The organism is Nonomuraea sp. NPDC054003 (assembly GCF_055585125.1).
Map to the genome: position 1 here is coordinate 181,265 of NZ_JBVJKR010000004.1, position 22,173 is coordinate 203,437.

The 22,173-nt window shown below is 72.3% G+C and carries 19 protein-coding genes; 9 read left to right on the forward strand and 10 right to left on the reverse strand.

Annotated features, from left to right (window positions below):
- Positions 1–36 precede the first annotated feature (36 nt).
- Positions 37–249 carry a DUF397 domain-containing protein gene (locus ACZ6YG_RS11415; protein ID WP_397196917.1) on the forward strand — a complete coding sequence of 71 codons (213 nt, stop codon included), beginning with the start codon at positions 37–39 and terminating at the stop codon, positions 247–249.
- A gap of 188 nt (positions 250–437) precedes the next feature.
- Positions 438–728, forward strand: coding sequence for a hypothetical protein (locus ACZ6YG_RS11420; RefSeq protein ID WP_271275829.1), 291 nt, complete (start codon positions 438–440; stop codon positions 726–728).
- A gap of 395 nt (positions 729–1,123) precedes the next feature.
- Here the strand turns inward: ACZ6YG_RS11420 and ACZ6YG_RS11425 are convergent, their stop codons facing one another.
- On the reverse strand, positions 1,124–2,299 hold the full coding sequence (locus tag ACZ6YG_RS11425; RefSeq protein ID WP_466017910.1) for an esterase-like activity of phytase family protein: 1,176 nt from the start codon (positions 2,297–2,299) through the stop codon (positions 1,124–1,126).
- Positions 2,300–2,531: 232 nt separating this feature from the next.
- On the opposite strand from ACZ6YG_RS11425, the gene ACZ6YG_RS11430 reads away from it, so the two are divergent.
- On the forward strand, positions 2,532–3,746 hold the full coding sequence (locus tag ACZ6YG_RS11430) for a P1 family peptidase (protein ID WP_466017911.1): 1,215 nt from the start codon (positions 2,532–2,534) through the stop codon (positions 3,744–3,746).
- Positions 3,747–3,792: 46 nt separating this feature from the next.
- Here the strand turns inward: ACZ6YG_RS11430 and ACZ6YG_RS11435 are convergent, their stop codons facing one another.
- Positions 3,793–4,749, reverse strand: coding sequence for a LysR family transcriptional regulator (locus ACZ6YG_RS11435; protein ID WP_148032167.1), 957 nt, complete (start codon positions 4,747–4,749; stop codon positions 3,793–3,795).
- Positions 4,750–4,978: 229 nt separating this feature from the next.
- Between ACZ6YG_RS11435 and ACZ6YG_RS11440 the strand changes: the two genes are divergently transcribed.
- Together ACZ6YG_RS11440 and ACZ6YG_RS11445 are read left to right on the forward strand one after the other, a co-directional pair.
- Positions 4,979–6,295 carry a M64 family metallopeptidase gene (locus tag ACZ6YG_RS11440; RefSeq protein WP_466017912.1) on the forward strand — a complete coding sequence of 439 codons (1,317 nt, stop codon included), beginning with the start codon at positions 4,979–4,981 and terminating at the stop codon, positions 6,293–6,295.
- 55 nt (positions 6,296–6,350) lie between these two features.
- Positions 6,351–7,421 (forward strand): ADP-ribosylglycohydrolase family protein, encoded by a 1,071-nt coding sequence (locus ACZ6YG_RS11445; RefSeq protein WP_466017913.1) that lies wholly within the window; start codon positions 6,351–6,353, stop codon positions 7,419–7,421.
- Here the strand turns inward: ACZ6YG_RS11445 and ACZ6YG_RS11450 are convergent.
- Both ACZ6YG_RS11450 and ACZ6YG_RS11455 read right to left on the reverse strand, forming a co-directional pair.
- A complete protein-coding gene (locus tag ACZ6YG_RS11450) occupies positions 7,418–8,170 on the reverse strand; it encodes an NUDIX hydrolase (protein ID WP_466017914.1) in 753 nt (250 codons plus the stop codon). The genes ACZ6YG_RS11445 and ACZ6YG_RS11450 overlap by 4 nt on opposite strands.
- Positions 8,171–8,678: 508 nt before the next feature.
- Positions 8,679–9,668, reverse strand: a complete 990-nt coding sequence (locus ACZ6YG_RS11455) for a hypothetical protein (RefSeq protein ID WP_397196913.1) — start codon at positions 9,666–9,668, stop codon at positions 8,679–8,681.
- A 195-nt stretch (positions 9,669–9,863) separates the two neighbouring features.
- On the opposite strand from ACZ6YG_RS11455, the gene ACZ6YG_RS11460 reads away from it, so the two are divergent.
- Both ACZ6YG_RS11460 and ACZ6YG_RS11465 read left to right on the forward strand, forming a co-directional pair.
- Positions 9,864–10,604: a sugar phosphate isomerase/epimerase family protein gene (locus tag ACZ6YG_RS11460; RefSeq protein WP_466017915.1), complete on the forward strand. Its 741-nt coding sequence runs from the start codon at positions 9,864–9,866 to the stop codon at positions 10,602–10,604.
- A gap of 83 nt (positions 10,605–10,687) precedes the next feature.
- The gene (locus ACZ6YG_RS11465; RefSeq protein ID WP_466017916.1) at positions 10,688–11,500 is read left to right on the forward strand and encodes a MerR family transcriptional regulator; all 813 of its coding nucleotides are present in this window, start codon (positions 10,688–10,690) and stop codon (positions 11,498–11,500) included.
- A 100-nt stretch (positions 11,501–11,600) separates the two neighbouring features.
- On the opposite strand, the gene ACZ6YG_RS11470 is transcribed toward ACZ6YG_RS11465, so the two are convergent.
- A complete protein-coding gene (locus tag ACZ6YG_RS11470; RefSeq protein ID WP_466018166.1) occupies positions 11,601–12,341 on the reverse strand; it encodes an SDR family NAD(P)-dependent oxidoreductase in 741 nt (246 codons plus the stop codon).
- Positions 12,338–13,315: an aldo/keto reductase gene (locus tag ACZ6YG_RS11475; protein ID WP_466017917.1), complete on the reverse strand. Its 978-nt coding sequence runs from the start codon at positions 13,313–13,315 to the stop codon at positions 12,338–12,340. The genes ACZ6YG_RS11470 and ACZ6YG_RS11475 overlap by 4 nt, the downstream gene beginning before the upstream one ends.
- Positions 13,316–13,392: 77 nt before the next feature.
- On the opposite strand from ACZ6YG_RS11475, the gene ACZ6YG_RS11480 reads away from it, so the two are divergent.
- Positions 13,393–15,930 (forward strand): hypothetical protein, encoded by a 2,538-nt coding sequence (locus tag ACZ6YG_RS11480; protein ID WP_466017918.1) that lies wholly within the window; start codon positions 13,393–13,395, stop codon positions 15,928–15,930.
- 21 nt (positions 15,931–15,951) lie between these two features.
- On the opposite strand, the gene ACZ6YG_RS11485 is transcribed toward ACZ6YG_RS11480, so the two are convergent.
- From ACZ6YG_RS11485 to ACZ6YG_RS11500, 4 genes are read right to left on the reverse strand one after another with little or no spacing between them, the layout of a single operon-like run.
- Entirely contained in the window at positions 15,952–16,947 is a 996-nt protein-coding gene (locus ACZ6YG_RS11485; protein ID WP_466017919.1) for a LacI family DNA-binding transcriptional regulator, read from the reverse strand.
- A complete protein-coding gene (locus ACZ6YG_RS11490; protein ID WP_148032158.1) occupies positions 16,944–17,789 on the reverse strand; it encodes a carbohydrate ABC transporter permease in 846 nt (281 codons plus the stop codon). Before ACZ6YG_RS11490 ends, ACZ6YG_RS11485 begins: the two co-directional genes overlap by 4 nt.
- The gene (locus ACZ6YG_RS11495; RefSeq protein ID WP_271275838.1) at positions 17,789–18,697 is read right to left on the reverse strand and encodes a carbohydrate ABC transporter permease; all 909 of its coding nucleotides are present in this window, start codon (positions 18,695–18,697) and stop codon (positions 17,789–17,791) included. The genes ACZ6YG_RS11490 and ACZ6YG_RS11495 overlap by 1 nt, the downstream gene beginning before the upstream one ends.
- Positions 18,694–20,016 (reverse strand): ABC transporter substrate-binding protein, encoded by a 1,323-nt coding sequence (locus ACZ6YG_RS11500; protein ID WP_397196908.1) that lies wholly within the window; start codon positions 20,014–20,016, stop codon positions 18,694–18,696. Before ACZ6YG_RS11500 ends, ACZ6YG_RS11495 begins: the two co-directional genes overlap by 4 nt.
- Before the next feature lie 158 nt (positions 20,017–20,174).
- Here ACZ6YG_RS11500 and ACZ6YG_RS11505 point away from each other — a divergent pair, with 158 nt between their 5' ends.
- Positions 20,175–22,163: a beta-galactosidase gene (locus ACZ6YG_RS11505; protein ID WP_466017920.1), complete on the forward strand. Its 1,989-nt coding sequence runs from the start codon at positions 20,175–20,177 to the stop codon at positions 22,161–22,163.
- Positions 22,164–22,173: the final 10 nt, after the last annotated feature.

Consider the following 22,173-nt stretch of genomic DNA (forward strand, 5'->3'; position numbering starts at 1 on the left):
CGACCCTGAGGGCTCGGACGAAAGGAAGACCACGCAATGGATCTGTATGGCTGTCACCTCGAAGGGGTGTCGTTCAGCCGGGCCTGTGGCGGCAACCAGCAGGAGGAGGAGATGGACTCCTGTGTCCTGATCGCGCCCATCCCGGGGGTGGAGGACGCTTACGCGGTGCGTGACTCGAAGAACCCGGATGCCGGGACGCTCCGGTTCACCGGTGACGAGCTTCGCGCCGCCGGCCTGTCCACTCTGTAGGCATCACCCGCGTCGACGGCGGTCCCTGCCTGATCACAGCAAGCAGGGGCCGCCGCCCCCAACCGTACCCGGAGCGCCTCACCATGCATTGGCACGCCTACCAGTGGACCGGCCCGGGATCGGAACGTGCGAACGAGGCCGGTCGCCGCCCCACCTCGCCGGACTTTCCCGCGTCGCTCCTCCCTCCGATGCGGACCGGCGACTGGCTGCTCAAACCCCCATCACGGATCGCGGCCACCTTCGACCAGGTCGGCCCCGCCGTGGCCTGGCTGGCTGAGGAGTACGGCAGGACCTGCACCGCGCTGCTGTGGCCCGACCGCATCCCGATGAAAGATCGGTTGCAGTCCGCCCGCGACCTGTTGCCCCGCGGGGTGGACGTGCAATGGGGTGAGTGGTTGCACGGCGGCCGGTTCGCCACGATCGGCATGATCTGCTGCCCGAACCGGCATGTCCCGCACCAGTGCCCGGGGTCTGCTTGAAGCAGCCACTACGGCGACATGCTTATCCGGGGCCACGGCCCCCCAGAAGGCGCGTTCAGCACGAACGTGCCTTCTGTTTTGGCCCCAGCAGGCAAGCCTCCGCACACCGTCTCGGTGCCGAGCACAACCTCGTGGTCGTTGCCGTCCTCATGGGTAACCGAGGGCAGATCATGGAGGTCAGCCCTCAGGCCGAACCGGCGGCACCGCGCAGGGCGAGCGTCCGTAGTTCGAGCGGGGCGACGGCTCACTGCTGCCGGTCTCCCGGATGGCCACCACCTGCCGGATTCGCGAGGGCCCGAAGGGGGCTCTTCCACGAGGTCGGCTCCACCGTGCACGCCGAGGAGGCGGCGTGCCCGTGCCCCTCCCAGGGCGGGAGGGGCACGGGCACATGAGGGTCAGCGGGTGGCGTGCAGCGGGCGCGGCAGCTTGATGGTGATGAACTCGTTGTCGTCCGGCTTGCCGGGCGTGCGGCCGGTGGAGAACGGGAAGTTGTTGTCGTTGGCGACGATCAGGGTGCGGTCGTCGAGGATGGCCACGTCCTCGATCGTCTCGAACGGGAAGCGGAACGTCGTGCCGAAGCCGCCGAGGCCCTTGGGATTGGCGATGTCGAGCAGGTCGGCGGCGAGCGTCTTGTCCATGGCGCCGTCCTGGTTCCGGTCGCGGACGTCGGCCAGGTAGATCTTCTTGGTCCTGGCCGCGTCGCCCTGGGCGCCGTCACGCTCGATGATCAGGAACCGGTTCCGGTCCACGACGACCGCGTCGCCGATGGCGTGGCCGGGGGCGTCCAGCGGGTAGGTCCAGCGCTTGCCGGTGTAGGCCCTCTTACGCACGTCGAACTCGTACATGCGCAGGGTGCCGGCCGGGTCGCCGCTGACGGTGCCCTCCAGCAGCGGGTAGAGCCGCTTGCCGTCGAGCGAGCGCGCCATGCCCTCGAAGCCCTTGCTGCGGCCCAGGTTCGGCTCGGCGCCGTTCAGGAACGGGTTCTCCGGCGCCTGGACGCCGGGCAGCGGGATGGGCGCTTCGAGCAGTCTGCCCGTCGAGGAGAAGTGCAGCAGGAACGGGCCGAACTCGTCGCCGATCCAGTAGGTGCCGTCGGTGGCGCGCACGATCGACTCCACGTCGAAGTCGGCGCCGGTCAGCCGGCGGTCCTCCCTGGTGATGGGGAACGTGATGTGCCGGTCGGGGTCGGCGAGGTCGAACCCGCCGAGCACCTTCACCGTGCCGCCCCGCAGGTCGGGCTCGACCCGGTGCACCCGCAGCAGGAAGTCCGCGCTGTTGCCCTTACTGCCGAAGCCGTTGTCGGACAGCATCTCGTAGACGCCGCCGCCCCGGGGCACGATGCCGCTGAAGCCCTGCACGGGCTGGCCGGCGAAGGGCGGGGTGAGTCCGTTGACCGGGTCGGGGCCGAGCTGGGTGCCCGAGGTCTCGCTGTTCGGTACGAAGGTCTCGGCGGGCAGCGAGGCGAACCCGGTGAGGGTGGCCCGGCCGGGGTCGGCGGGCTTGGCCGCGGCGGGCGCGGCGAGGCCGGTGACCAGCGTGGCGACACCGAGGGCGAGCAGTGCACGTTTCATGTCGGGCACGCTAGGGAGGCCGTGTTAATCGACGCCCAACGTCGGACGTCCTTCCGGCAGGGGGCCGGCGAACTCACGCGATCGCGGACGTACTGGCGAAAACGCCGACTATAGCTACAAATCGGCACACTACGATCTTTACCTTTGCTGGTCCGACCAGTAGCCTCAGTGCACTCAGTAGCGCGCGCACTCCCCGACGTCCCTTCCCGCCCCCCACTGGAATGAGGGATCCATGAAGCCACGCCTCGTCGCACTGCTGGCCGGAGCACTGATGCTCACCGTCCCCGGAAGCGCGTCCGCGCAGGCCGCCACCGCCGCGAACACCCCCGGGCTGCCCGGCCCCGACAACGCGATCACCGACGTGCCCGGCATCAAGGTCGGGCAGGTCCAGTCGGCCAGGGCGCCCTACCTGACCGGCACCACCGTGATCTACACCCCGACGATGTCCGTGGCCGGCGTCGACCAGCGCGGCGGCGCCCCCGCCACCAAGGAGACGGACCTGCTCGACCCGCTCAACTCCAACCCCGGCGTGAACGCGGTGATGCTCGGCGGCAGCAGCATGTACGGGCTGGCCGCCACCGACGGCGTCATCCGCTGGCTGGAGGAGCGCGGCGAGGGCGTCAGGGTCGGCTCGGGAGTCGCGCCGATCGTCCCCGCCGCCGACATCTACGACCTCGGCAGGGGCGGCGACTTCAAGGCCCGCACCACGCCCGAATGGGGCTACCTCGCCGCGCAGGCCGCCAAGGAAGGTCCGGTACGTCAGGGCGTCGTCGGCGGCGGCACCGGTGCCCGCGCGGGCGGGCTGAAGGGCGGCGTCGGCACCGCCAGCATGACCCTCAGCGACGGCACCATGGTCGGCGCCATCGTGGTGGTGAACTCGGCCGGTTCGCCGGTCGACCCGCGCGACTGCTCGCTGTTCGCGGCCCGGTACGAGGTGGCGGGCGAGTTCCGCGGCCTGGAGACGCCGAAGGCCAAGGAGTGCCGGCCGGAAGCCAAGGCCGACGCCCCGTCGCTGAACACCACGATCGCCGTGGTCGCCACGAACGCGCCGCTGGAGAAGGCCGCCGCCGCGCGGATGGCCGGCAACTCCCAGGACGGTCTGGCCCGCGCGATCAGCCCGATCCACACGCTGGGCGACGGCGACACGATCTTCGGCATGTCGACCGGCACCGGCACCCCGCTGCGGGTCAACAACCCGGCCGACTCGCGCCGGCTCAACGAGATCTTCAACGCCGCCACCGACACGCTGACCCGGGCCACCGGCCACGCGATGCTGAACGCCACGTCAGTCGGCACGACCCAGAGCTACTGCGACCGCTACCCGTCCGCCTGCAAGAAGGTGAAGCCGCTGCCGCAGAACAAGCAGGGCGAGGCGCCTGAGGTGACCAGGGACTCGCTGGCCGCCGCCGCGGAGAAGGTGCGCGAGGTGGCCCCGCTGCCCCAGTAGCACCGCATCGGGCCGCTTCCCCGCACGTGCCGGGGGAGCGGCCCGCTCAGTGTCGCGGATCACCTCCGAAGTGACGTCGTGCCTGCCAGGCGCTGTAGACCGGGTGGGCGGCCAGCGCCTCCTGGTGGGCCTGCGTGGCGAGGGCGACCAGTTCGCCCGCCCGGTCGGCGAGCGCGCCGTCGAGGCGCCAGGCGACGAGGTGCCTCATCCACAGCGGGGCGCCCGCCAGCGGGCGGACCACGATGCCGTCGCCGGGCGGGAACGTGGCCTGGCACGGCGTGACGGCCTGCCCCGCGGCGACGAGCAGCCGGATCATCGGCGCCTCGATCATGATGTGCGGCACCCGAGGTTCGAAGCCGGCGTCCCGGCACGCCGTCACGAAGCACTCGGGCCAGCCCGCCCCGTCAGGAGGCGACAGGACCCAGTCGTCGTCGGCCAGCCGGGCGAGGGGCACCTCTTCGAGTGACGCGAGAGGGTGGCCGGCGGCCATCGCGACGAAGACCGGCTCCATGGCGATGGGGCGCACGCCTATCGCGGCGGGCACGGCCAGTTCGTGGCCGGGGTAGTCGACGAGCGTGGCCGCGTCCAGCCGCTTGGAGGCGAGCAGGTCCATGAGCAGGCGGGGCGAGTGCTCGGTGTGCACGGTGATCGGCGTGCCCGGGGTCCCGAACAGCCTGCGCAGCAGGCCGCCGAGCACCGGGTTGGCGTAGCCGCCCATCCGGGCGACGCGCGGCCGGTCCGGGGCGGGCGTGGTGTCCGTCATCAGCTCGTCCACGATCTGGAGCGCCGCTCTGGCCCGGATCAGCACGAACCGGCCGAAGGGGGTCGGGGTCATGCCCAGCCGGCCGCGCCGGTAGATCTGCCCGCCGAGCGTGGCCTCGATCCGCCGCAACTGGGCGGTGAGAGCGGGCTGCGAGACGCCCAGGACGACCGCCGCCTTGCTGAGACTGCCCGCGTTCGCGATCTCGCACAACGTCCGAAGGTGCCGCAACTCCAGCTGCATGCGGCCAATCTAGTACGACATAACCCTAGGGTGATCAGGCGCGCGTGGGTGCCCGTACCCACGGGGAGGGCCATCCCGAAAGGGGATAACTCCCGGGTTATGTGGCGTGCCGACCTGCGGCCCGCCGGACGCCCTCCGCCGCCGGCCCGGATCGACACCGCAGCGTTATTGCCCCATGAACGCGCAGCCGCGAACAATCTGCGCCATATCGCTGTCGATGGAGACAAATATGCGCAAACTTGGCTTGGTCGTGGGGGGCGTACTCCTCGCGACGTGTTTCTCGGTCCCGCCCGCGACCGCGTCCGATGACCACAAGGTGGAGATCTTCGACGAGAGCGGGCCGCGGGGCTACACCGACGTGCCGGGCGAGATCGGCCCGCGGGCGAGGTCCCGGCAGGCGCCGTCCGCCACCGTGACGCCCATCGAGGTGAACGGCCCCAGCGACAAGCGCATCGACCTAGTCTACCTGGGCGACGGCTTCACCGAGTCCGAGATGGACCGCTACACCTCCCAGGTGGAGACCAGCTGGAACCTGCTGGCCGAGCGCGAGCCGTTCAAGAGCTACCGGAAGCTGTTCAACGTCTGGCAGGTCAACGTCGTCTCCAACGAGTCCGGCTCCGACAACGACCCCGCCGAAGGGATCGAGAAGGACACCGCGCTCCACAGCACCTACTACTGCGACGGGCTGGCACGCCTGGTCTGCGTCGACGTGCCCGCCGCCGAGTCCTACGCCGCCCTGGCGCCCGCCTTCGACCAGATCGCCGTGGTCGTCAACAGCGGCACGTACGGCGGAGCCGGCTACATCGAGGAGGACCTGGTCACCTTCTCCGGCGGTCACGTCTCCGGCCCGGAGATCCTTCCCCACGAGCTCGGCCACTCGCTCGGCGACCTCGCCGACGAGTACCCGTACTGGGCCTATCCCGACGACGGCAGCGTCTACACCGGCGAGGAGCCGCCGGACGCCAACGTCTCCGTCCACGACGCCGGAGAGCAGACCGCGCGGCGGACCAAGTGGTGGCGCTGGCTCGGCGCCGAGACCCCCGACGGCGGCGTCATCGGCGCCTTCGAAGGCGCCTACTACCACAACCTCGGCATCCACCGGCCCAGCGACGACTCGCTGATGCGCACCCTGCGCAAGCCCTTCAACTCGGTCGGCCGCGAGGAGATGACCCGCAAGTTCTACGAGCTGACCGGCATCGTCGACGCCGCCACCCCGCCGAGCGACAGGCCGATCCGCAAGTCGGCCACCCTGACCGTCACCCACGTCGACATCCCGACCGTGTCCACCCGGTGGTTCGTCAACGGGCACGAGATCGCGGAGTGGGCCGGCCTGACCTCCGTGCAGGCCGGCGAGCACAAGCCGCCCAAGCAGCGCGGCAAGCCCGAGGCTCCGTGGTGCGGGCGCAAGGACCTGCGGTCGAAGCACTCGTGCACCTATACCGTCGTCGTCTCCGACTCCACCGGCTTCATCCGCGATCCCGCGTACCGCGAGAACGCCCTCACCTCCACGATCACCTGGACGTTCGGCCACAAGCACGCCCACTGACAGGGCCGCGCCCATCCTTCCCGTACGCGACAAGGCCGGGCATAAGGTGTGGGCCATGGCGGAAGTGACGTACCGCAGCCGGGTCCGCGGATGCGTGCTGGGCGGGGCGATCGGCGACGCGCTCGGCGGGGCGATCGAGTTCGACTCCATCGCGGGCATCCGCGCCCGTCACGGGCAGGCCGGGGTCACCGGCATGGTGACCGACGGGATCGGCCGCGCGGGCCTGATCACCGACGACACCCAGATGACGCTCTTCACGCTGGAAGGGCTGATCAGGGCCGAGCTGAGGGCCGCCACCCGGGGGTTCGCGGACACCCCGGAGGTGGTCCGGTCCGCCTACCTGCGCTGGCTCGACACCCAGCGGCACGACGCCCCGCCCCCGCCCGGCGACCCGCACCACCGTACGGGCTGGCTGCGCGAGCAGCGGTGGCTGTACGCGCGGCGGGCGCCCGGCAACGCGTGCCTGTCGGGGCTGCGCGCACGGCCCGGCCGGGACGGGCCCCTGGGAGAGCCGGGGCCGGTCAACCGCGACTCCAAGGGCTGCGGCACCGTCATGAGGTCGGCGCCGTTCGGGCTTCTCGGGGGCTCCGCGCGGGAGGCGTTCGAGCTGGCCGCCGCCTGCGCGCGGATCACCCACGGCCACCCCACCGGCTACTACGCGGCCGGCGCCTTCGCCGCCCTTGTCCACTTCGTGGCCGAGGACCTGACCCTGTACGAGGCGGTCCACGAGACGCTCCGCCTGCTGGCCTCGTACCCCGGGCACGAGGAGACCAGCGTCGCCCTGCGGGCGGCGGACGAGCTGGCCGGGAAGGGCGAGCCGAGCCCGGAGCGGGTGGAGAGCCTCGGCGGGGGATGGGTGGCCGAGGAGGCGCTGGCCATCGCCGTCTACTGCGCGCTCACGCGCGAGAAGGACTTCGCCGCGGCGCTGCTGCTGGCCGTCAACCACTCCGGCGACAGCGACTCCACCGGCTCCATGACAGGAAACCTCCTCGGCGCCGTGCGCGGCGAGAACGCCCTGCCGGTCGCCTGGCTGTATCTGCTGGAAGGCCGCGAGACCATCACCGAACTGGCCGACGACTTCGCCGGCCGCGGGCGCGCCGACCCGGCCAAGTATCCGCCGGGCTAGAACCCGTACAGGCCGAAAGCCTCACCGCGCCCGATGCCGCGCAGCGCCTCGGCCGGGTAGCCGACCGTGTCCTGCGGCAGCCGGTCCAGCGGGAACCAGCCGAGCTCGGAGCACTTGTCCGGCTCGGCGTTGTACGGCTCGCCCGCCCACCTCTCCGCCACGAAGAAGAGCCCCACCCGCTCCGGCGCCCGGTGCATCACGTGGGCGAAGACCAGGTCGGCGGGGTCGACGCGGACGCCCACCTCCTCGCCGGCCTCCCGCGCCGCCGCCTCCGTCGCCGACTCGCCCGCCTCCAGGTGGCCGCTCGGAAGGTGCCACAGCCCGTCGGCGTACCCGGTGCCGGATCGGCGCCCCATCAGCACCTCGCCGTCGCGGACCAGCAGCACGTGCACGTCCACGATCGCCCGGAACCGGTCCCGGGCGGCGCGCCGGTCGATGTCCTGGATCCACTTGACCGCCACGGCCGCCACCTGCGTCAGCTCCGCCCGCAACCGGTCGGGGTCCTCCTCGGCGAACGCCTCCAGCACCTCCTCCACCAGCACGTGCCGCCAAGTCAGCCGCCCCTCCCGGGACGCCTCCCCGGTCTCCCGCTTCGCCCGCTCCGCCTCGTCGCCGTGCTGCGGGCCGGTGCCGTCGGTGAGGCCCTCCTGGACGCCCCACCGCCGATCCTGCGCCACCCGCTCGTCCGCCACCGCCCGCAGCACCCTGCCGAGCGAACCGGGCAGGCCGTAGTCGCCGTCGATCGTCATGGGTCGGCAGCATAGGGAATCCTGTGCCCATGGAGGATCTCGTACGGCGGGCCACCGAGCGGGCCGGGTTCGCGTACTCGTGAGACCCGGGCGTCGGACGGCTCCTCGCCGTGCTCGCCGCCGGGCGCACCGGGCTCGCGCGGCAGGGGGAGTGGCCGGGGTCGTGGAGTTCCGCACGGGCGACGCGCTGGAGATGCTGTCCGCGCTCGGGCCGTTCGACCTGCTCTTCGCGGACTCGCCGGCCGGCAAGCACGAGCGGCTCGACCTCACGCTCGCCGCGCTCGGGCCCGGCGGCACGCTGGTGGTGGACGGCATGACCGCGGACTCCGCCTGGCCGGCGGAGTTCCGCGAGCGGCAGGAAGGGGTGCGCCGGGCGCTGCTGGCGGATCCCACGCTGGCCGCGGTGGAGCTGACGCACGGGTCGGGGTCATCCTGGCGCTGCGGCGGGCGACGCCCGGCCCCGCCGAACCCGGGAGGGACGGGGCAGCGGGGCCGAGGGGGTACGGGATCAGGAGGTGGCGCGGGCCACGGCGATCACGGTGGAGCCGCGCTGGCCCGCCTCGTAGAACATGTACGAGACGCCGCCGTCGGTGCCGAAGGCCGGGGCGGCCGAGCGCCGGGAGTCGGGGCCGCCGGTCAGCGGGGTGTGGAAGACGCCGAGGTGCACCTCCCGGTCGAAGGAGTTGCCGACCTCGGTGAGATACATCTTGCCCGAGTTGCCGTGGTAGACGACGTACGTGGTGCCGTTGCGCTTGAGCAGGTGCGGCCCGCTCAGGTCGGTGAGGCCGTCGCCCGCGGGGGAGATGAGCGGGTTAGGGGCGAACTGCCAGCTCACCGCGTCGCCCGACCAGCCCCAGAAGATCTTGCGGTTGCCGCCGTGGTTGCCCATGAACACCATCACGTACCGGGCGCCCCGCGCCGGGATCGCGTGGTCGAAGACCCGCGCGTAGGAGGCCTCCGAGATGCCGGGCACCATCGAGGTGTTCAGCACGACGCCGTGGTAGCTGAAGTCGACCCCGTTGGCCGAGGTGGCGAGCCGGGTCGTGCTGTTCTCGCCGTGGAAGTACAGGTACCAGCGGCGGGAGGCGGCGTGCCAGAGCACGTGCGGTGACGACACGTGGCTGACGTTGAAGTGCGGGCCCCACTGCCGGCTGACGATCGGGTTGGCGTGATACTCGGTGAACGGCCCGGCGAGTGAGTCGCCGTAGGCCAGGCAGATGCCGCCGGGCGCGTCGTGCGGGGCGTAGTAGAGGTAGTACCTGCCGAGCCCGCCCGGCATGCGGTCGTACGTGCCGCGCACGCACGGGAAGATCAGCTCGCCGGTCGGGTTGTAGCGCAGCGCCGAGGTGTTCAGCGACCGGCCGAGGTAGGCGTACGAGGGAAAGCCCGCGGGCCCGGCGGCGGCAGCGGCGGCGGGGGAGGAGAGCGCGGGGAGGGCGACGGCCGTGCCTGCGGCGGCGCGCAGGATCGTGCGGCGGTCGAGGATCGGATCGGACATGCTCTGCCCTTTCGTGATCACACCGGCGGGGGGCCGGTGTGATCACCGAGCATCGGTCAGCGAAAAGCGTCAGTCAACCTGCTAATACGAATTACTTCAGTGCGTGGTGAGCCTCCGGCGGTGGCGCCGCTTCCCGGGATGCCGGCGGCTCCCTAAGATCGATGGACTGGATCATGTAGTAGCAGGGGGTATGTCGTGCTTGTTCCCGCCGTCCAGCTCTACTCCGTACGCGCCGAGATGTCCGTGCGGCCGACGACGACTCTGACGTCCCTCGCCGCGATGGGGTACCGGGCCGTGGAGCCCACCTTCGGGCTCCTGGGCGACGACCCCCGCGCCTTTCGCGAGCTGCTGGAGGTGAACGGGCTCACGGCCTGCTCGCTGCACGGGCCGCTGCTGGAAGAGCACGCGCCCACCGTGCTGGACGCCGCCGCGGCCATCGGCACGGACACGGTGATCATCCCGGCGATCCCGCCGGACGGGTTCTCCGATCGTGCCGCCGTGGAGGAGAGCGCCCGGCTGATCAACGCCGCCGCCGCCCGCGCCGCCGGGGCGGGGCTGCGGCTCGGCTACCACAACCACCACTGGGAGCTTTCGGCGCGGATCGGCGACCGGCACGCCCTTGAGGCGCTCGCCGAACTGCTCGACCCGGACGTCCTGCTGGAGGTGGACCTCTACTGGGCCGTGGTGGGCGGCGCCGACGTGCCCGGCCTGCTGTCCCGGCTCGGCGACCGGGTCACCCACCTGCACGTCAAGGACGGCCCCGGCACCGTCGACGACGCCATGACCGCGGTCGGCTCCGGCACGCTGCCGATCCCGGACATCCTGGCGGCCGCCCCCGGCGACGCCTGGCGGATCGTCGAGCTCGACCGCTGCGACGGCGACATGCTCGAAGCCCTCGCCGCCTCCCGCGCCTATCTCGACGGGCTCGGCGGGTAGCCCACGTTCCGCCGGCTCAGGCCTCGGCGTCCGCGCGGGTTCTTGACCCTCACACCGTGTCAGGCGGTCGACTTGGAGACATCATGTTCACCATCGGAGACTTCGCCAGGCACGGTCGCGTCTCGGTCCGGATGCTGCGTCACTACGACGCCACCGGCCTGCTGCGCCCGGCCCACGTCGATCCGGCCACCGGCTACCGCTACTACACGGCCGCCCAGCTGGCCCGCCTCAACCGCGTCATCGCGCTCAAGGACCTCGGCTTCACCCTCCAACAGGTCCGGGCGATCCTGGACGAGAAGGTGACCATCGGGGAACTGCGCGCCATGCTCCGGCTGCGGCGCGCCGACCTGGAGGCGGCGATCACGGCGGCGGCGGCCCGGCTGGCCCAGGTCGAGGCGAGGCTCCGCTCGATCGAGAGCGAGGGGCAGATGCCCAGCAACGATGTCGTACTGAAGAGCCTGCCGAGCGTGCGGGTGGCCGAACTGACCGCGGTGGCACCGGACTTCGACACCGTCGGCCCGGTCATCCAGCCGCTTTACGAGGAGCTGTCCCGGCGCCTGGAGGCGGCGGGCCTCGCCCCCTCCGGGCCCGCGGTCGCCTGCTACGAGGACGCGCCGGACGGCGGGATCCTCATCCACGCGGGCGTCGAGGTCTCCGCGCCGCTCGGCGAGGACGACGGGCTGCGGATCGTGGACCTGCCGCCCGTCGAGCAGGCGGCGACCGTCATGCACCGCGGCTCCATGGAGACCGTCCTGCCCACCGTCCAGACCCTCGGCCGCTGGATCGACGCCAACGGCTACCGCTCCGTCGGCTACCCCCGGGAGATCAACCTGGAGTGTCCCGACAACCACGACGAGTGGGTCACCGAACTCCAGGAACCGGTGAACAAGGTCTGACACGTTACGGCGACACGGCTCCCGGAGAATCTCGCCGGGAGCCGTGATCGGCGATGTCAGAAGTCGAAGATGCCATTCTTCTACCACCCGGCCCCGCCTCTCAGCGCAGGTAGCTGGCGCCGTTCAGGTCGATGATGGTGCCGCTGGCCCACTCCGCCTCCGGCGAGGCCAGGTACACGACGGCGGCGGCGATCTCCTCCGGGCGGGCCACGCGGCCGAACGGGCTCTGGGCGCGGATCTCGTCGCCCCTGGGCGGTTTGAGGTGCTCGTTCGTCATGTCCGTCTCGACGAAGCCCGGCGCGACCGCCGCCACCGCGATGCCCTTCGGCGCCAGGGACACCGCGAGCGACTGGGTGAGCGCGTTCAGGCCCGCCTTGCTGGCGCCGTACGCGGGACTGTCGGGCTCGCCGCGGAAGGCGCCGCGCGAGGAGACGTTGACGATGCGGCCGCCCCGCGGCATGTGGGGGAGCGCGCACCAGATCATGTTCGCCGCGCCGGCCAGGTTGAGGTCGAGCGTCCGGCGCCAGGCGGCCTGCCACTCCTCGTAGGTGAGGTCCGTGACCGGGTGGTGCAGGAACACGCCGGCGTTGTTGACCAGCACGTCGATGCCGCCCAGGGCGGTGGCCGCCTCGTCCACGACGCGGCGCACCGCCTCCGGGTCGGCCAGGTCCGCCTGGACGACCGCGTGTCCCTCGCCCGGCAGCTCGTCCAGCAGCCCGGAGGCGAGGGCGGGGGAGTCGCGGTGGTGGACCGCCACCCGGTCACCCAGCTCCGCGAACGCCGTCGCGACGGCCCGCCCGATCCCCCGCGACGCCCCGGTGACGAGAACCCTCCGGCTCACCATCGGTCGTGCACCTGCGGGCGGATGAGCTCGTCGTACACGTCGCGTACGGCCTGGAGGGTCTCCGGCGGGAGGGGCGGGAGCGCGGCCGCGGCGGCGTTGGCGGCGGCCTGGGCAGGGTTGCGGGCGCCGGGGATGACGACGGACACGCCGGGCTGGTCGAGGATCCAGCGCAGCGCGAACTGCGCCATCGTCGCCCCCTCGGGCACCAGCGGGGCCAGCCGCCGGACCGCCTCCAGGCCGGTGCGGAAGTCCACGCCGGAGAACGTCTCGCCCACGTCGAACGACTCGCCGTGGCGGTTGAAGGTGCGGTGGTCGTCGGGCGCGAACGTGGTGTTCTCGTCGTACCGGCCCGACAGCAGGCCGCTGGCCAGCGGCACCCGGGCGATGATGCCGACACCCGCCTCGCGGGCCGCGGGCAGCACCCGCTCCAGCGGCTTGAGCCGGAACGCGTTCAGGATGATCTGCACCGTCGCCACGCCCGGCCGGGCGATCGCCGTCAGCGCCTCCTCGCACGTCTCCACGCTCACCCCGTACGCGGCGATCTTCTCCTCCGAGACCAGCGTGTCGAGCGCGTCGAACACCGCGTCGGACGAGTACACCGGCGTGGGCGGGCAGTGCAGCTGCACCAGGTCGACGGTGTCGACGCCGAGGTTGCGGCGGGAGCGCTCGTTCCAGGTGCGGAAGTTGGCCATCACGTAGTTCTCCGGCACCTGGTCCATCCGGCGGCCCATCTTGGTGGCCACCGTGAGGTCCGGGTGGGCCTTGGCGAACCGGCCGACGATCTGCTCGCTGCGGCCGTCGCCGTAGACGTCGGCGGTGTCGATGAACGTCACCCCGTCGCCGACCGCCGCCGAGAGGGTCGCGACCGCGTCGTCCTCAGTCACCTGCCCCCAGTCGGCCCCGAGCTGCCACGCTCCCAGCCCCACCACGCCGACTCGCCGTCCGGTACGTCCCAACACACGCTGTTCCATGGACGGTAACTCTTCCATACCTGGCTTGAGGTCGCCGGATCGGTGAATTGTCGGGCCGGGTCAGTAGGGTCCGCGCCATGTCCGCACCGTGGAAAGATCTTCTCAAGCTGATCCAGGCCGGCGACACCGCCGGCACCGTCCGCTCCGTCGCCGCCTTCGACGCGGACGCGAGGAAGGCCGTCGCCGCCGAGCTCGCGCCCTATCTCGCGGCGCAGAACAAGGCGTACGCCGGCAGGTTCTGGGAGTGGACGGGCCAGTTACGGCCCCTGCTCATGGCGGGCGTCGGCTGCCTCGGCGGGGCGGCGGCCGTGACCTCGTGGATCTTCCGGCGCGAGCTCCGGTGGCGCGATCCGGCGGGCGACGACGCGCCGCGCGTCCTCGGCCTGGTCCGTACGCGCCCGGTGGAGTGGCAGGAGGATCTCGCCCGGCGGACGGTGCTGCGGCTGCGGGCGGACCAGGAACGCGAGTGGGAGATCGTCGCGGCTCTGGTCAGGGCGACCGGCATCGAGCCGCCGGACAGCGACCCCTTCCTGTCGGGGTGGGTGCGGCGGCTCGGATCCGCGCCGGGCGCTGACGATCCCCTGTTCCCGCACCTCGCGCCCAGGATCTTCGAGACGGCAGGGCTGCGGGAGGCGTTCTCGTGGCCGCAGCGCGATGGCGTGCTGCGGCTGATCGAGAGCGGTCGCCTGGATCGCGGCGAGGTGCTCGACCAGGTCATGGGACGGCTGCTGCGCGACGGGCCCGACGCGCCGCCGGTGCTCGCCCAGCTGCACGACGACCTCGCGCCGGACCTCGACGAGGTGGCCGGACGGGTCCGCGACTATGCGGCGATCCTGCCCGCCGCGCCTGTCACCGTGGCCGACATGGCGCTGGCGCGGCTGCGGCAGGCCGACGAGGCGGGGCGGCTGGAGGCGGAGCTGTTCGCCGAGGCGGCGGGGGCGCTGGCGTTCCGGCAGGAGAAGAAGCTCGTGCGGGCGGCCGTCGCGTGGGCGCGTGACGCCGCCGGGCGCGGGCCGGAACGGGTCGACGCCGCGCTGGCGGTGGTGGCGGCGGTGTTCCGGCAGGACACGCTCGCGCTGCAGGAGTACGCCGTCCGGGCAGCGGTGCGGTTGGCCGGACGGGCGGGCGAGGAAGGTCGGCAGGCCGTCCTGGACGCCGCGGGCGGGCTCCCCGCCGAGCTGCGGGAGAAGATCGCCGGCGCGCACGGGGAAGCCGTCGAGGCCGATGAAGCCGAGGCGCCCGCGCTGGTCGCGGCGCCCGCGCCGAGCCTGCCGCCGCCCATCGCGTCGCCGGGCGAACTCGCCGAGGCGGTCGCCGCCGTGGGGCCGAAGTCGGGAGCGGACACGTTCGAGCGGGTCCTGGCCGGGCTCGCCGAGTGGGCGCACCGGGAGCCGGACACCCTGCGCGAGGCGCTGCGACCCTGGTGGCATCCGCTGGACCCGCACCTGTTCGGCTGCCATCACCCCTATGGAAGTGACGAGCGGCTCCACCAGCTGCTCGTGCGGGCGGTGCTCGCGTTCGCCTCACCGGAAGACAGCCTGCGGCTCACCGCGCTGATCCGCGGCGGCCGGGTCAACCGCGAAGGCGGCGGGCTGGACCGGCTCTACGAGGCGCGGGCCCGCGAACTGATCGCCGCCTACGAGACGGCGTCCGCACCGCCCCTCCTGCTCGCCACGCCCACCTCCGGCACTGGCCACATCGCTCCCGAGGTGCTGCTCGACCGCCTCGAACGGCTGGCGTCGGCCGGCCTGGAGCCGCTGCCCGCCGACCTCGCGCACGCCCTCCTGCGGCTGCCGCGTACGGTCGGCGAGGCGGTCGCTGAGCGGGCGGAGAAGCTCGGCACGCGGGCGGGCCGGGAGTGCGCGGCGTGGCTGCGCGGCGGCGGGCTGCCCGACCCCGAGGTCCGGTGCTCGATGGTCAAGCACGTCGGATACGCGACGGGCCACGTCGGATACGGGTGGACGCGCGAGGAGCTCCAGTCCGAGCTGGAGCTGCCGGAGCCGCTGCACGACCTGGCGCGGCGGGACACGTCCTGGTCCTCCACGATGCGCTGGTGGCCGATGGCGGCGCCGTCGCATCGCGAGCTGGTGGCGGCGCATCTGCTGACCGCCCTCGACGCCTGGGGCGACGGGCATCTCGCGCTCGCCGCGCTGGCGCACGGCGACGGGCCCGCCGGGACGGCGGTGGCGCACGCGCTGGCCGTCGGGATGAGCGAGCCGGACGTCGCGAAGCGGGCGGCGGCCGTGGACGCGTTCCTCACCCTGGCCGCCCGGGACGAGGTGCCCGCGCAGCGGCTGGCGAGGGCGGTCGCCGGGCTGCTGCCGCCGGGGCTGGTCATGCTGTCCCGGGTGGTGTCCGCGCTCGACGAGGCGGTCCAGGCCGGGGCGCACGCGGCGGTGTGGCCGGTGGTGGCCCCGCTGCTGCCGCGCGTGCTGCCCGCCGCGGGGGAGCGCCCGCGCAACGGGCTCGCGGACCTGCTCGCCGTGGGCGCCCGGGCCGCCGCGCTCGCCGGGGCACGCGGCGAGATCCCGGAACTGGCGGCCGTAGCGGCCCGGAAGGGATCCACCCGGCTGGTGCGGGAAGCACAGCGGCTCCACCAACTGCTCGCGGGGTGACAGCTCGCGAAGCGCCTTCTGTCAGGCGGACTCGCGGATCACCAGCTCGGTCGGGAGCACCACCGGCTCGGGCTTCTCGGCGCCGTCGAGCCGGGCCAGCAGCAGGTTGATGGTCGCGTTCGCCATCTCCGCCAGCGGCTGCCTGATCGTCGTGAGCGGCGGGAGGGTGGAGGTGGCCACCGAGGAGTCGTCGAAGCCGCCCACCGCCACGTCGTCCGGCACCCGCCGGCCCGCCGCGCGCAGGGTCGTCAGGGCGCCGGCCGCCATCAGGTCGGAGGCGACGAACACCGCGTCGAGGTCAGGGGTGCGCTCCAGCAGCTCGGCCATGGCTCGCTCGCCGCTGGCCTGGGTCCAGTCGCCGTGCGCGATGAGCTTCTTGGACGCCTTGCGGCCCAGCACGTCGGCGAAGCCCTCCAGGCGCTGGATGCCGCCGGGGGTGTCCATCGGGCCGGTGATCATGGCGATCCGCCTGTGGCCCCGGCTCACCAGGTATTCGGTCATCTGCCGGGCGCCCAGGCGATCGTCCGCGGCCGCGTACGGGATGACGTTCTCGCGCCCGATGACCGCGCCGCACGAGACGGCGGGGGCGGCGGCGGCGAGGGCGTCGGCCAGCGGGTCGCCCGCGTGGGTCGTCACCAGGAGCACGCCGTCGGCGTGGCCGCCGCGCACGTAGCGCACCACCCGGTCGCGGTCGCCCTCGTTGCCGGCGAGCATCATCACCAGCGAGATGTCGCGCTCGGCCAGGCGGCGGATCGCCACCCGGATGAGGGTGCTGTAGTTGGGGTCCTCGAACAGCATCTGGTCCGGCTCCGACAGCACCATGGCCACGGAGCCGGTGCGCTGCGTGACCAGGCTGCGGGCGGCGCGGTTGACGACGTAGCCGGTCTCGGTGATGGCCCGCTCGATCGCGGCCCGCGCGGCCGGGCTGACGTAGCGGTCGCCGTTGAGCAGCCTGGACACCGTGCCGCGGGACACGCCCGCGGCAGCGGCGACGTCGTGGATGGTAGGGCGCTTCATTTCACCGCTCCGGAGGACAGGTCTGTCCTCCAGTATCGCTGCATCGTGAGGAAGAGCGCGATCAGCGGGATGATCGACAGCAGCGCGCCGGTCAGGATCAGGTTGTACAGCGCCGGCTGGTTGGCCCCGGCCGCCAGCAGCGTGTAGAGCCCGACCGTGAGCGGGAACTTGCCGTCGTCGCCCAGCATGATGAACGGCAGCAGGAAGTTGTTCCAGATGGCCACGAACTGGAAAAGGAAGATCGTCACCATGCCCGGCACCATCAGCGGCAGCGCCACCCGCGACATGAGCGTCCACTCGCCGGCCCCGTCGATCCGCCCGGCCTCCAGCAGCGAGTCCGGGATGGCGGCGGTCGCGTACACCCGGGCGAGGTAGATGCTGTACGGGGACAGGATCTGCGGCAGCAGCACCGCCCAGTACGTGTCCGCCATCCCCACCTTCGAGAACAGCAGATACTGCGGGATGGCCAGCACCACGGCCGGCACCAGGATGCCGCCGATCAGCAGGTTGAAGATCAGCGCCCGGCCCGGGAAGCGGTACTTGGCCAGCGCGTACCCGGAGACCGCGGCGACCACGGTGGCCAGCAGCGAACCGCCGCCCGCGTAGACGAACGTGTTGACCAGCCACAGCCAGAACACCCCGTCGCGGTAGGCGAGCAGATCGGACACGTTGGAGAGGAAGCCGGTGCCGAAGGCCATGGTCGGCGTGGTGAACAGCTCCCCGGGCGACTTGGTCGCCGCGATCAGCACCCAGCTCACCGGGAACAGGCAGTAGATCGCGCCGGCCAGCAGCACGGCGGTCGGCAGCAGGCCGGTGGACCGGCGGGTCGTGACGGCGGCCATCAGCCCTCCCCGAAGGCGCGGTCGCGGACCACGCGCAGAAATCCGAACGCCAGGACGAAGGAGACGGCGGCGATGACGATCGAGGTGGCCGCCGCCGCGTACAGGTCACCGGTGACGAACGCGTCCCGGTAGACCTTCATCAGCGGGCTCCACGTGGAGCTGATCGTGTTCGTGAACGGCCGCAGCGTGGTCGGCTCGGTGAACACCTGGATCGTCGCGATGATCGAGAACACGGTGGTCAGGATGATCGCCGGCATCAGCAGCGGGATCTTGATCCGCAGCGCGATCTGCGTCTCGGTGGCGCCGTCGAGCCGCGCCGCCTCGTAGTAGTCGCGCGGCACCGCCCGCAGCGCCGTGTAGAGCACCAGCATGTTGAAGCCGGTCCCGCCCCACACCGCCACGTTGGCCATCGAGTACGTGACCGTGGTCGCGCCGAGCAGGTCCACGTCCAGCACCGCCCGGATCGGGCTGAGCGACGGCAGGTAGAGGAACCCCCACAGCAGCGACGCGGCCACGCCGGGCACCGCGTACGGCAGGAAGATCGCGATCCGGCCGAAGCGGGCCAGCCGCACCCGGGCCGAGTCCAGGGCCAGCGCGAACACCAGCGCCAGCCCCAGCATCACGACCAGCACGATCGCGCCGTACCCGAGCACCCGCAGCCACCCGGCCCACAGCTCGCCGTCGGTGATCGCGGCGGCGAAGTTGTCGAACCCGGCGAACACCTCGCGCCGCGACCCGCCCCCCAGCCCGAGCCCGGACACCCGGGTCCGGCGCATCGCCAGGTAGGCGGTGTAGCCGATCGGCACCGCCAGGAACAGCACGAACAGCACGATCGCCGGGGTGAGGAACAGGTACGGGGCGAGCAAGGGGCGGCGCGCGGCGCGCCGCCTCTTCGCGGAGTACGTCATGACGCGAGCGAGAACCCGGACTTGCGCATGTCGGCGACGGTGGCCTCGTGCATCGCCCTGACGGCGCCGGAGAACGGGCTGCCGTCCTGCAACGCCTTGTCGAAGCCGTCCCTGAAGGCGTTGTACGTGACGCCGACGTTGGGCCCGAAGGTGAAGCCGCGCGCCCCGGCGGAGGCCTGGGCTGCCTGCTGCCAGAAGTCCGGCTGGTTGGCGAAGTAGCCGGGCGCCTCGGTGAGCGCCGTCTGCGCCTTGGTGGCCGCCGGATAGATCGCGGCCTCCTTCACCAGCGCGTCGACCGCCTCCGGGTCGGTGTTGAGCCAGGTGGCGAACTGGGCCGCGGCGGCCCTGTTCGGCGACTTGGCGGCGACCGCCACGGAGGAGCCGCCCCAGAAGCCGGTGTGGTTCTCGCCGGCGTTCCACTGCGGCATCGGGGCGATCGCCCACTTGCCCTCGGCCTTGGGCGCGTTGCTCTCCAGCGTGCCCGGCGCCCAGATCGCCGACGGCCAGGTGAGCAGCTTGCCGTCGGCGAGCGCCTTGTTCCACTCGGGGGTGAAGTACGGCGTGTCGTCGATGGCGCCCTCCTTGACCAGGCCGTCCCAGTAGTCGGCGACCTTGACGGTGGGCGCGTCGGCGATGTCCACCTTCCAGGCCTCGCCGCTGATCGACCACCACTGGGCGCCCGCCTGCTGGGCGAGGCCGGTGAACGCGCCGGGGTCCTTGCTGGAGAAGGTGCCCAGGTAGACCTTGGGGTCCTTCTTCCGCACGGCGCGGGCCGCCTCGGCGTACTCGTCCCAGGTCTTCGGGACCTCGATGCCGTACTCGTCGAACAGGTCCTGGCGGTAGAAGAGCATCATCGGGCCGCTGTCCTGCGGGACCGCGTACACGCCCTCGGTGCCGAGCGTGACGAGCCCCCACACGCCCTCGCCGAACTCGCCCTTGACCGCCTCGGTCTCGGCCTTGAGGTCGGCCACCGCCTCGGCCGCCACGAACGACGGCAGGTGCTGGTATTCGGCCTGCACCAGGTCCGGCGGGTTGCCGGCCTTGGCCGCGGTGAGGAACTTGGCGGCGGCGTCGTCGCCCCCGGCCTGCTTGCTGACCGTCACCTGGATGTCGGGGTGCGCCTTGTTCCACACCTCGACGACCTTGTCCATGTTCGGAGCCCACGTCCAGTACGTGAGCTTGACCGGGCCCTGCGGGGCCTGAGACTGCGTCCGCGCCGCCTCCGGAGTGCCGGCGGGCTCGCCGCCGCCACATCCGGACAGGGTCAGGGTGGCCGCGAGCGCTGCGGCCAAGGCGGCTCCGAGGCGTGTGGCACGCATGCATACCTCCAGATGTTCTCTGTGAACGTGCACAGACTGGATCAGCCATCAGTGCGGGGTCAAGGGCCCGTTATGTTCTCGTTAGTCTCCTGGTCGGTTTCCAAGAACCGTGACGCGCGCTACTGTGCACGTTCACAGAAGTACGACAAGGGGGATGGATGTATCCGGAGCGTCCGGCCGGTATCGCCTACGGCGGGGACTACAACCCCGAGCAGTGGCCGCGCGAGGTGCACGAGGAGGACGTCGCCCTGATGCGCGAGGCCGGGGTCAACCTGGTGAGCCTCGGCATGTTCTCGTGGGCGCTGATGGAGCCGGAGGAGGGCCGCCACGAGTTCGGCTGGCTGGACGAGATCGTCGACCGGCTGCACGCCGCCGGCATCGCGGTCGACCTGGCCACGCCCACCGCCGCGCCGCCCGCCTGGTTCACCGCCCGCCACCCGGACACGCTGCCCGTCGGCCGCGACGGCGTGCGGATCGGCTTCGGCGGCAGGCAGAACGCCTGCTCCAGCGCGCCCGCCTTCCGCGAGGCCACCGCCCGCCTGGTGCGCGCGCTCGCCACCCACTACCGCGGCCATCCCGCCGTGGTCATGTGGCACGTGCACAACGAGTACGGGGCGCCGCTGGGCGAGTGCTACTGCGGGCACAGCGTCGCCGCCTGGCGCGACTGGCTGCGCCGCGCCTACCGTGACCTGGCCGAGCTCAACGACGCCTGGGGCACCGCGTTCTGGGGGCAGCGCTACACCGACTGGGCGCAGATCGACGCCCCCCGCCACAACCACACCGCCGTCAACCCGGCCCAGCGGCTCGACTACGCCCGCTTCAGCGACGGCCAGCACCGCGAGCACTACGCGCTGCAGCGCGACATCCTGCGCGAGATCACCCCCGGCGTGCCGGTGACGACCAACTTCGCCGGCACCGTGAACTGCAAGTCGACCGACCTGTGGCAGTGGGCGCGCGAGCTCGACGTGGTCGCCAACGACCACTACCTGAAGGCCGAGCAGCCGGACAACCACATCGACCTGGCCATGTCCGCCGACCTGGCGCGCTCGGTGGCCGGGGGAGAGCCGTGGATGCTCATGGAGCACTCCGCCGGCGCGGTCAACTGGCAGCCGCGCAACCTCGCCAAGCGGCCCGGCGAGATGCGCCGCAACAGCCTCGCGCACGTCGCCCGCGGCTCCGACAGCGTGCTGTTCTTCCAGTTCCGCGCCTCGCGGTTCGGCGCGGAGAAGTTCCACTCCGCGATGGTGCCGCACGCCGGCGCCGGCTCCGCGCAGTGGCGCGAGATCGTCGAGCTCGGCGCCGACCTGCGCAGGCTCGCCGGCGTGCGGGGCAGCCGGGTGCCCGCCGACGTCGCCCTGGTGTGGGACTGGGAGTCGTACTGGGCGCTGGAGCTCGACTGGCGGCCGTCGGTGGACCTGCGGTTCCGTGAGCGGGCCGACGCCTTCTACGAGGCGCTCTGGCGGGAGCACGTCACCGTCGACTTCGTCCACCCGTCCGCCGACATGTCGCGTTATCAGGTGGTGGTCGCGCCGAGCGCGTACCTGCTCACCGACGCTTCGGCCAAGAACCTGCACCGGTACGTGGAAGCAGGCGGAAACCTGCTCGTCTCGTACTTCTCCGGCATCGTCGACGAGCACGACACCATCCACCCCGGCGCCTACCCGGGCGCGCTGCGCGAGGTGCTCGGCCTGTCGATCGAGGAGTTCCACCCCCTGCGCGAGCACGAGACCGTCGCCGTCACCGGCGGGCTCGACGGGCGGATCTGGTCCGAGCGGATCCATCCAGCCGGGGCCGTCGCCGAGCGCGAGTTCGCCTCCGGGCCGGACGCCGGGCATCCCGCGCTCACCCGCCACGACCTCGGCGCCGGCACCGCCTGGTACCTGGCCACCGCCCCCGTCACCGGCCTGCGCGAGCTGCTGGCCGGGGTGCTCGACCGCGCCGGCGTGAGCCGCCCGCGCGGCCTGCCCGACACGCTGGAACTGGTCCGGCGCGGCCGCCACCTGTTCCTCATCAACCACGGCGACGAGCCGGTGACGGTCGAGGGGGTGACCGGCACGGGCGTGTTCGACGGGGCGCACCACGACGGGCCGGTGACCGTCGCGGCCGGCGCCGTGACGGTCGTCGAGGAGCAATCCCCCCACCCCTAGGAGAGCACTC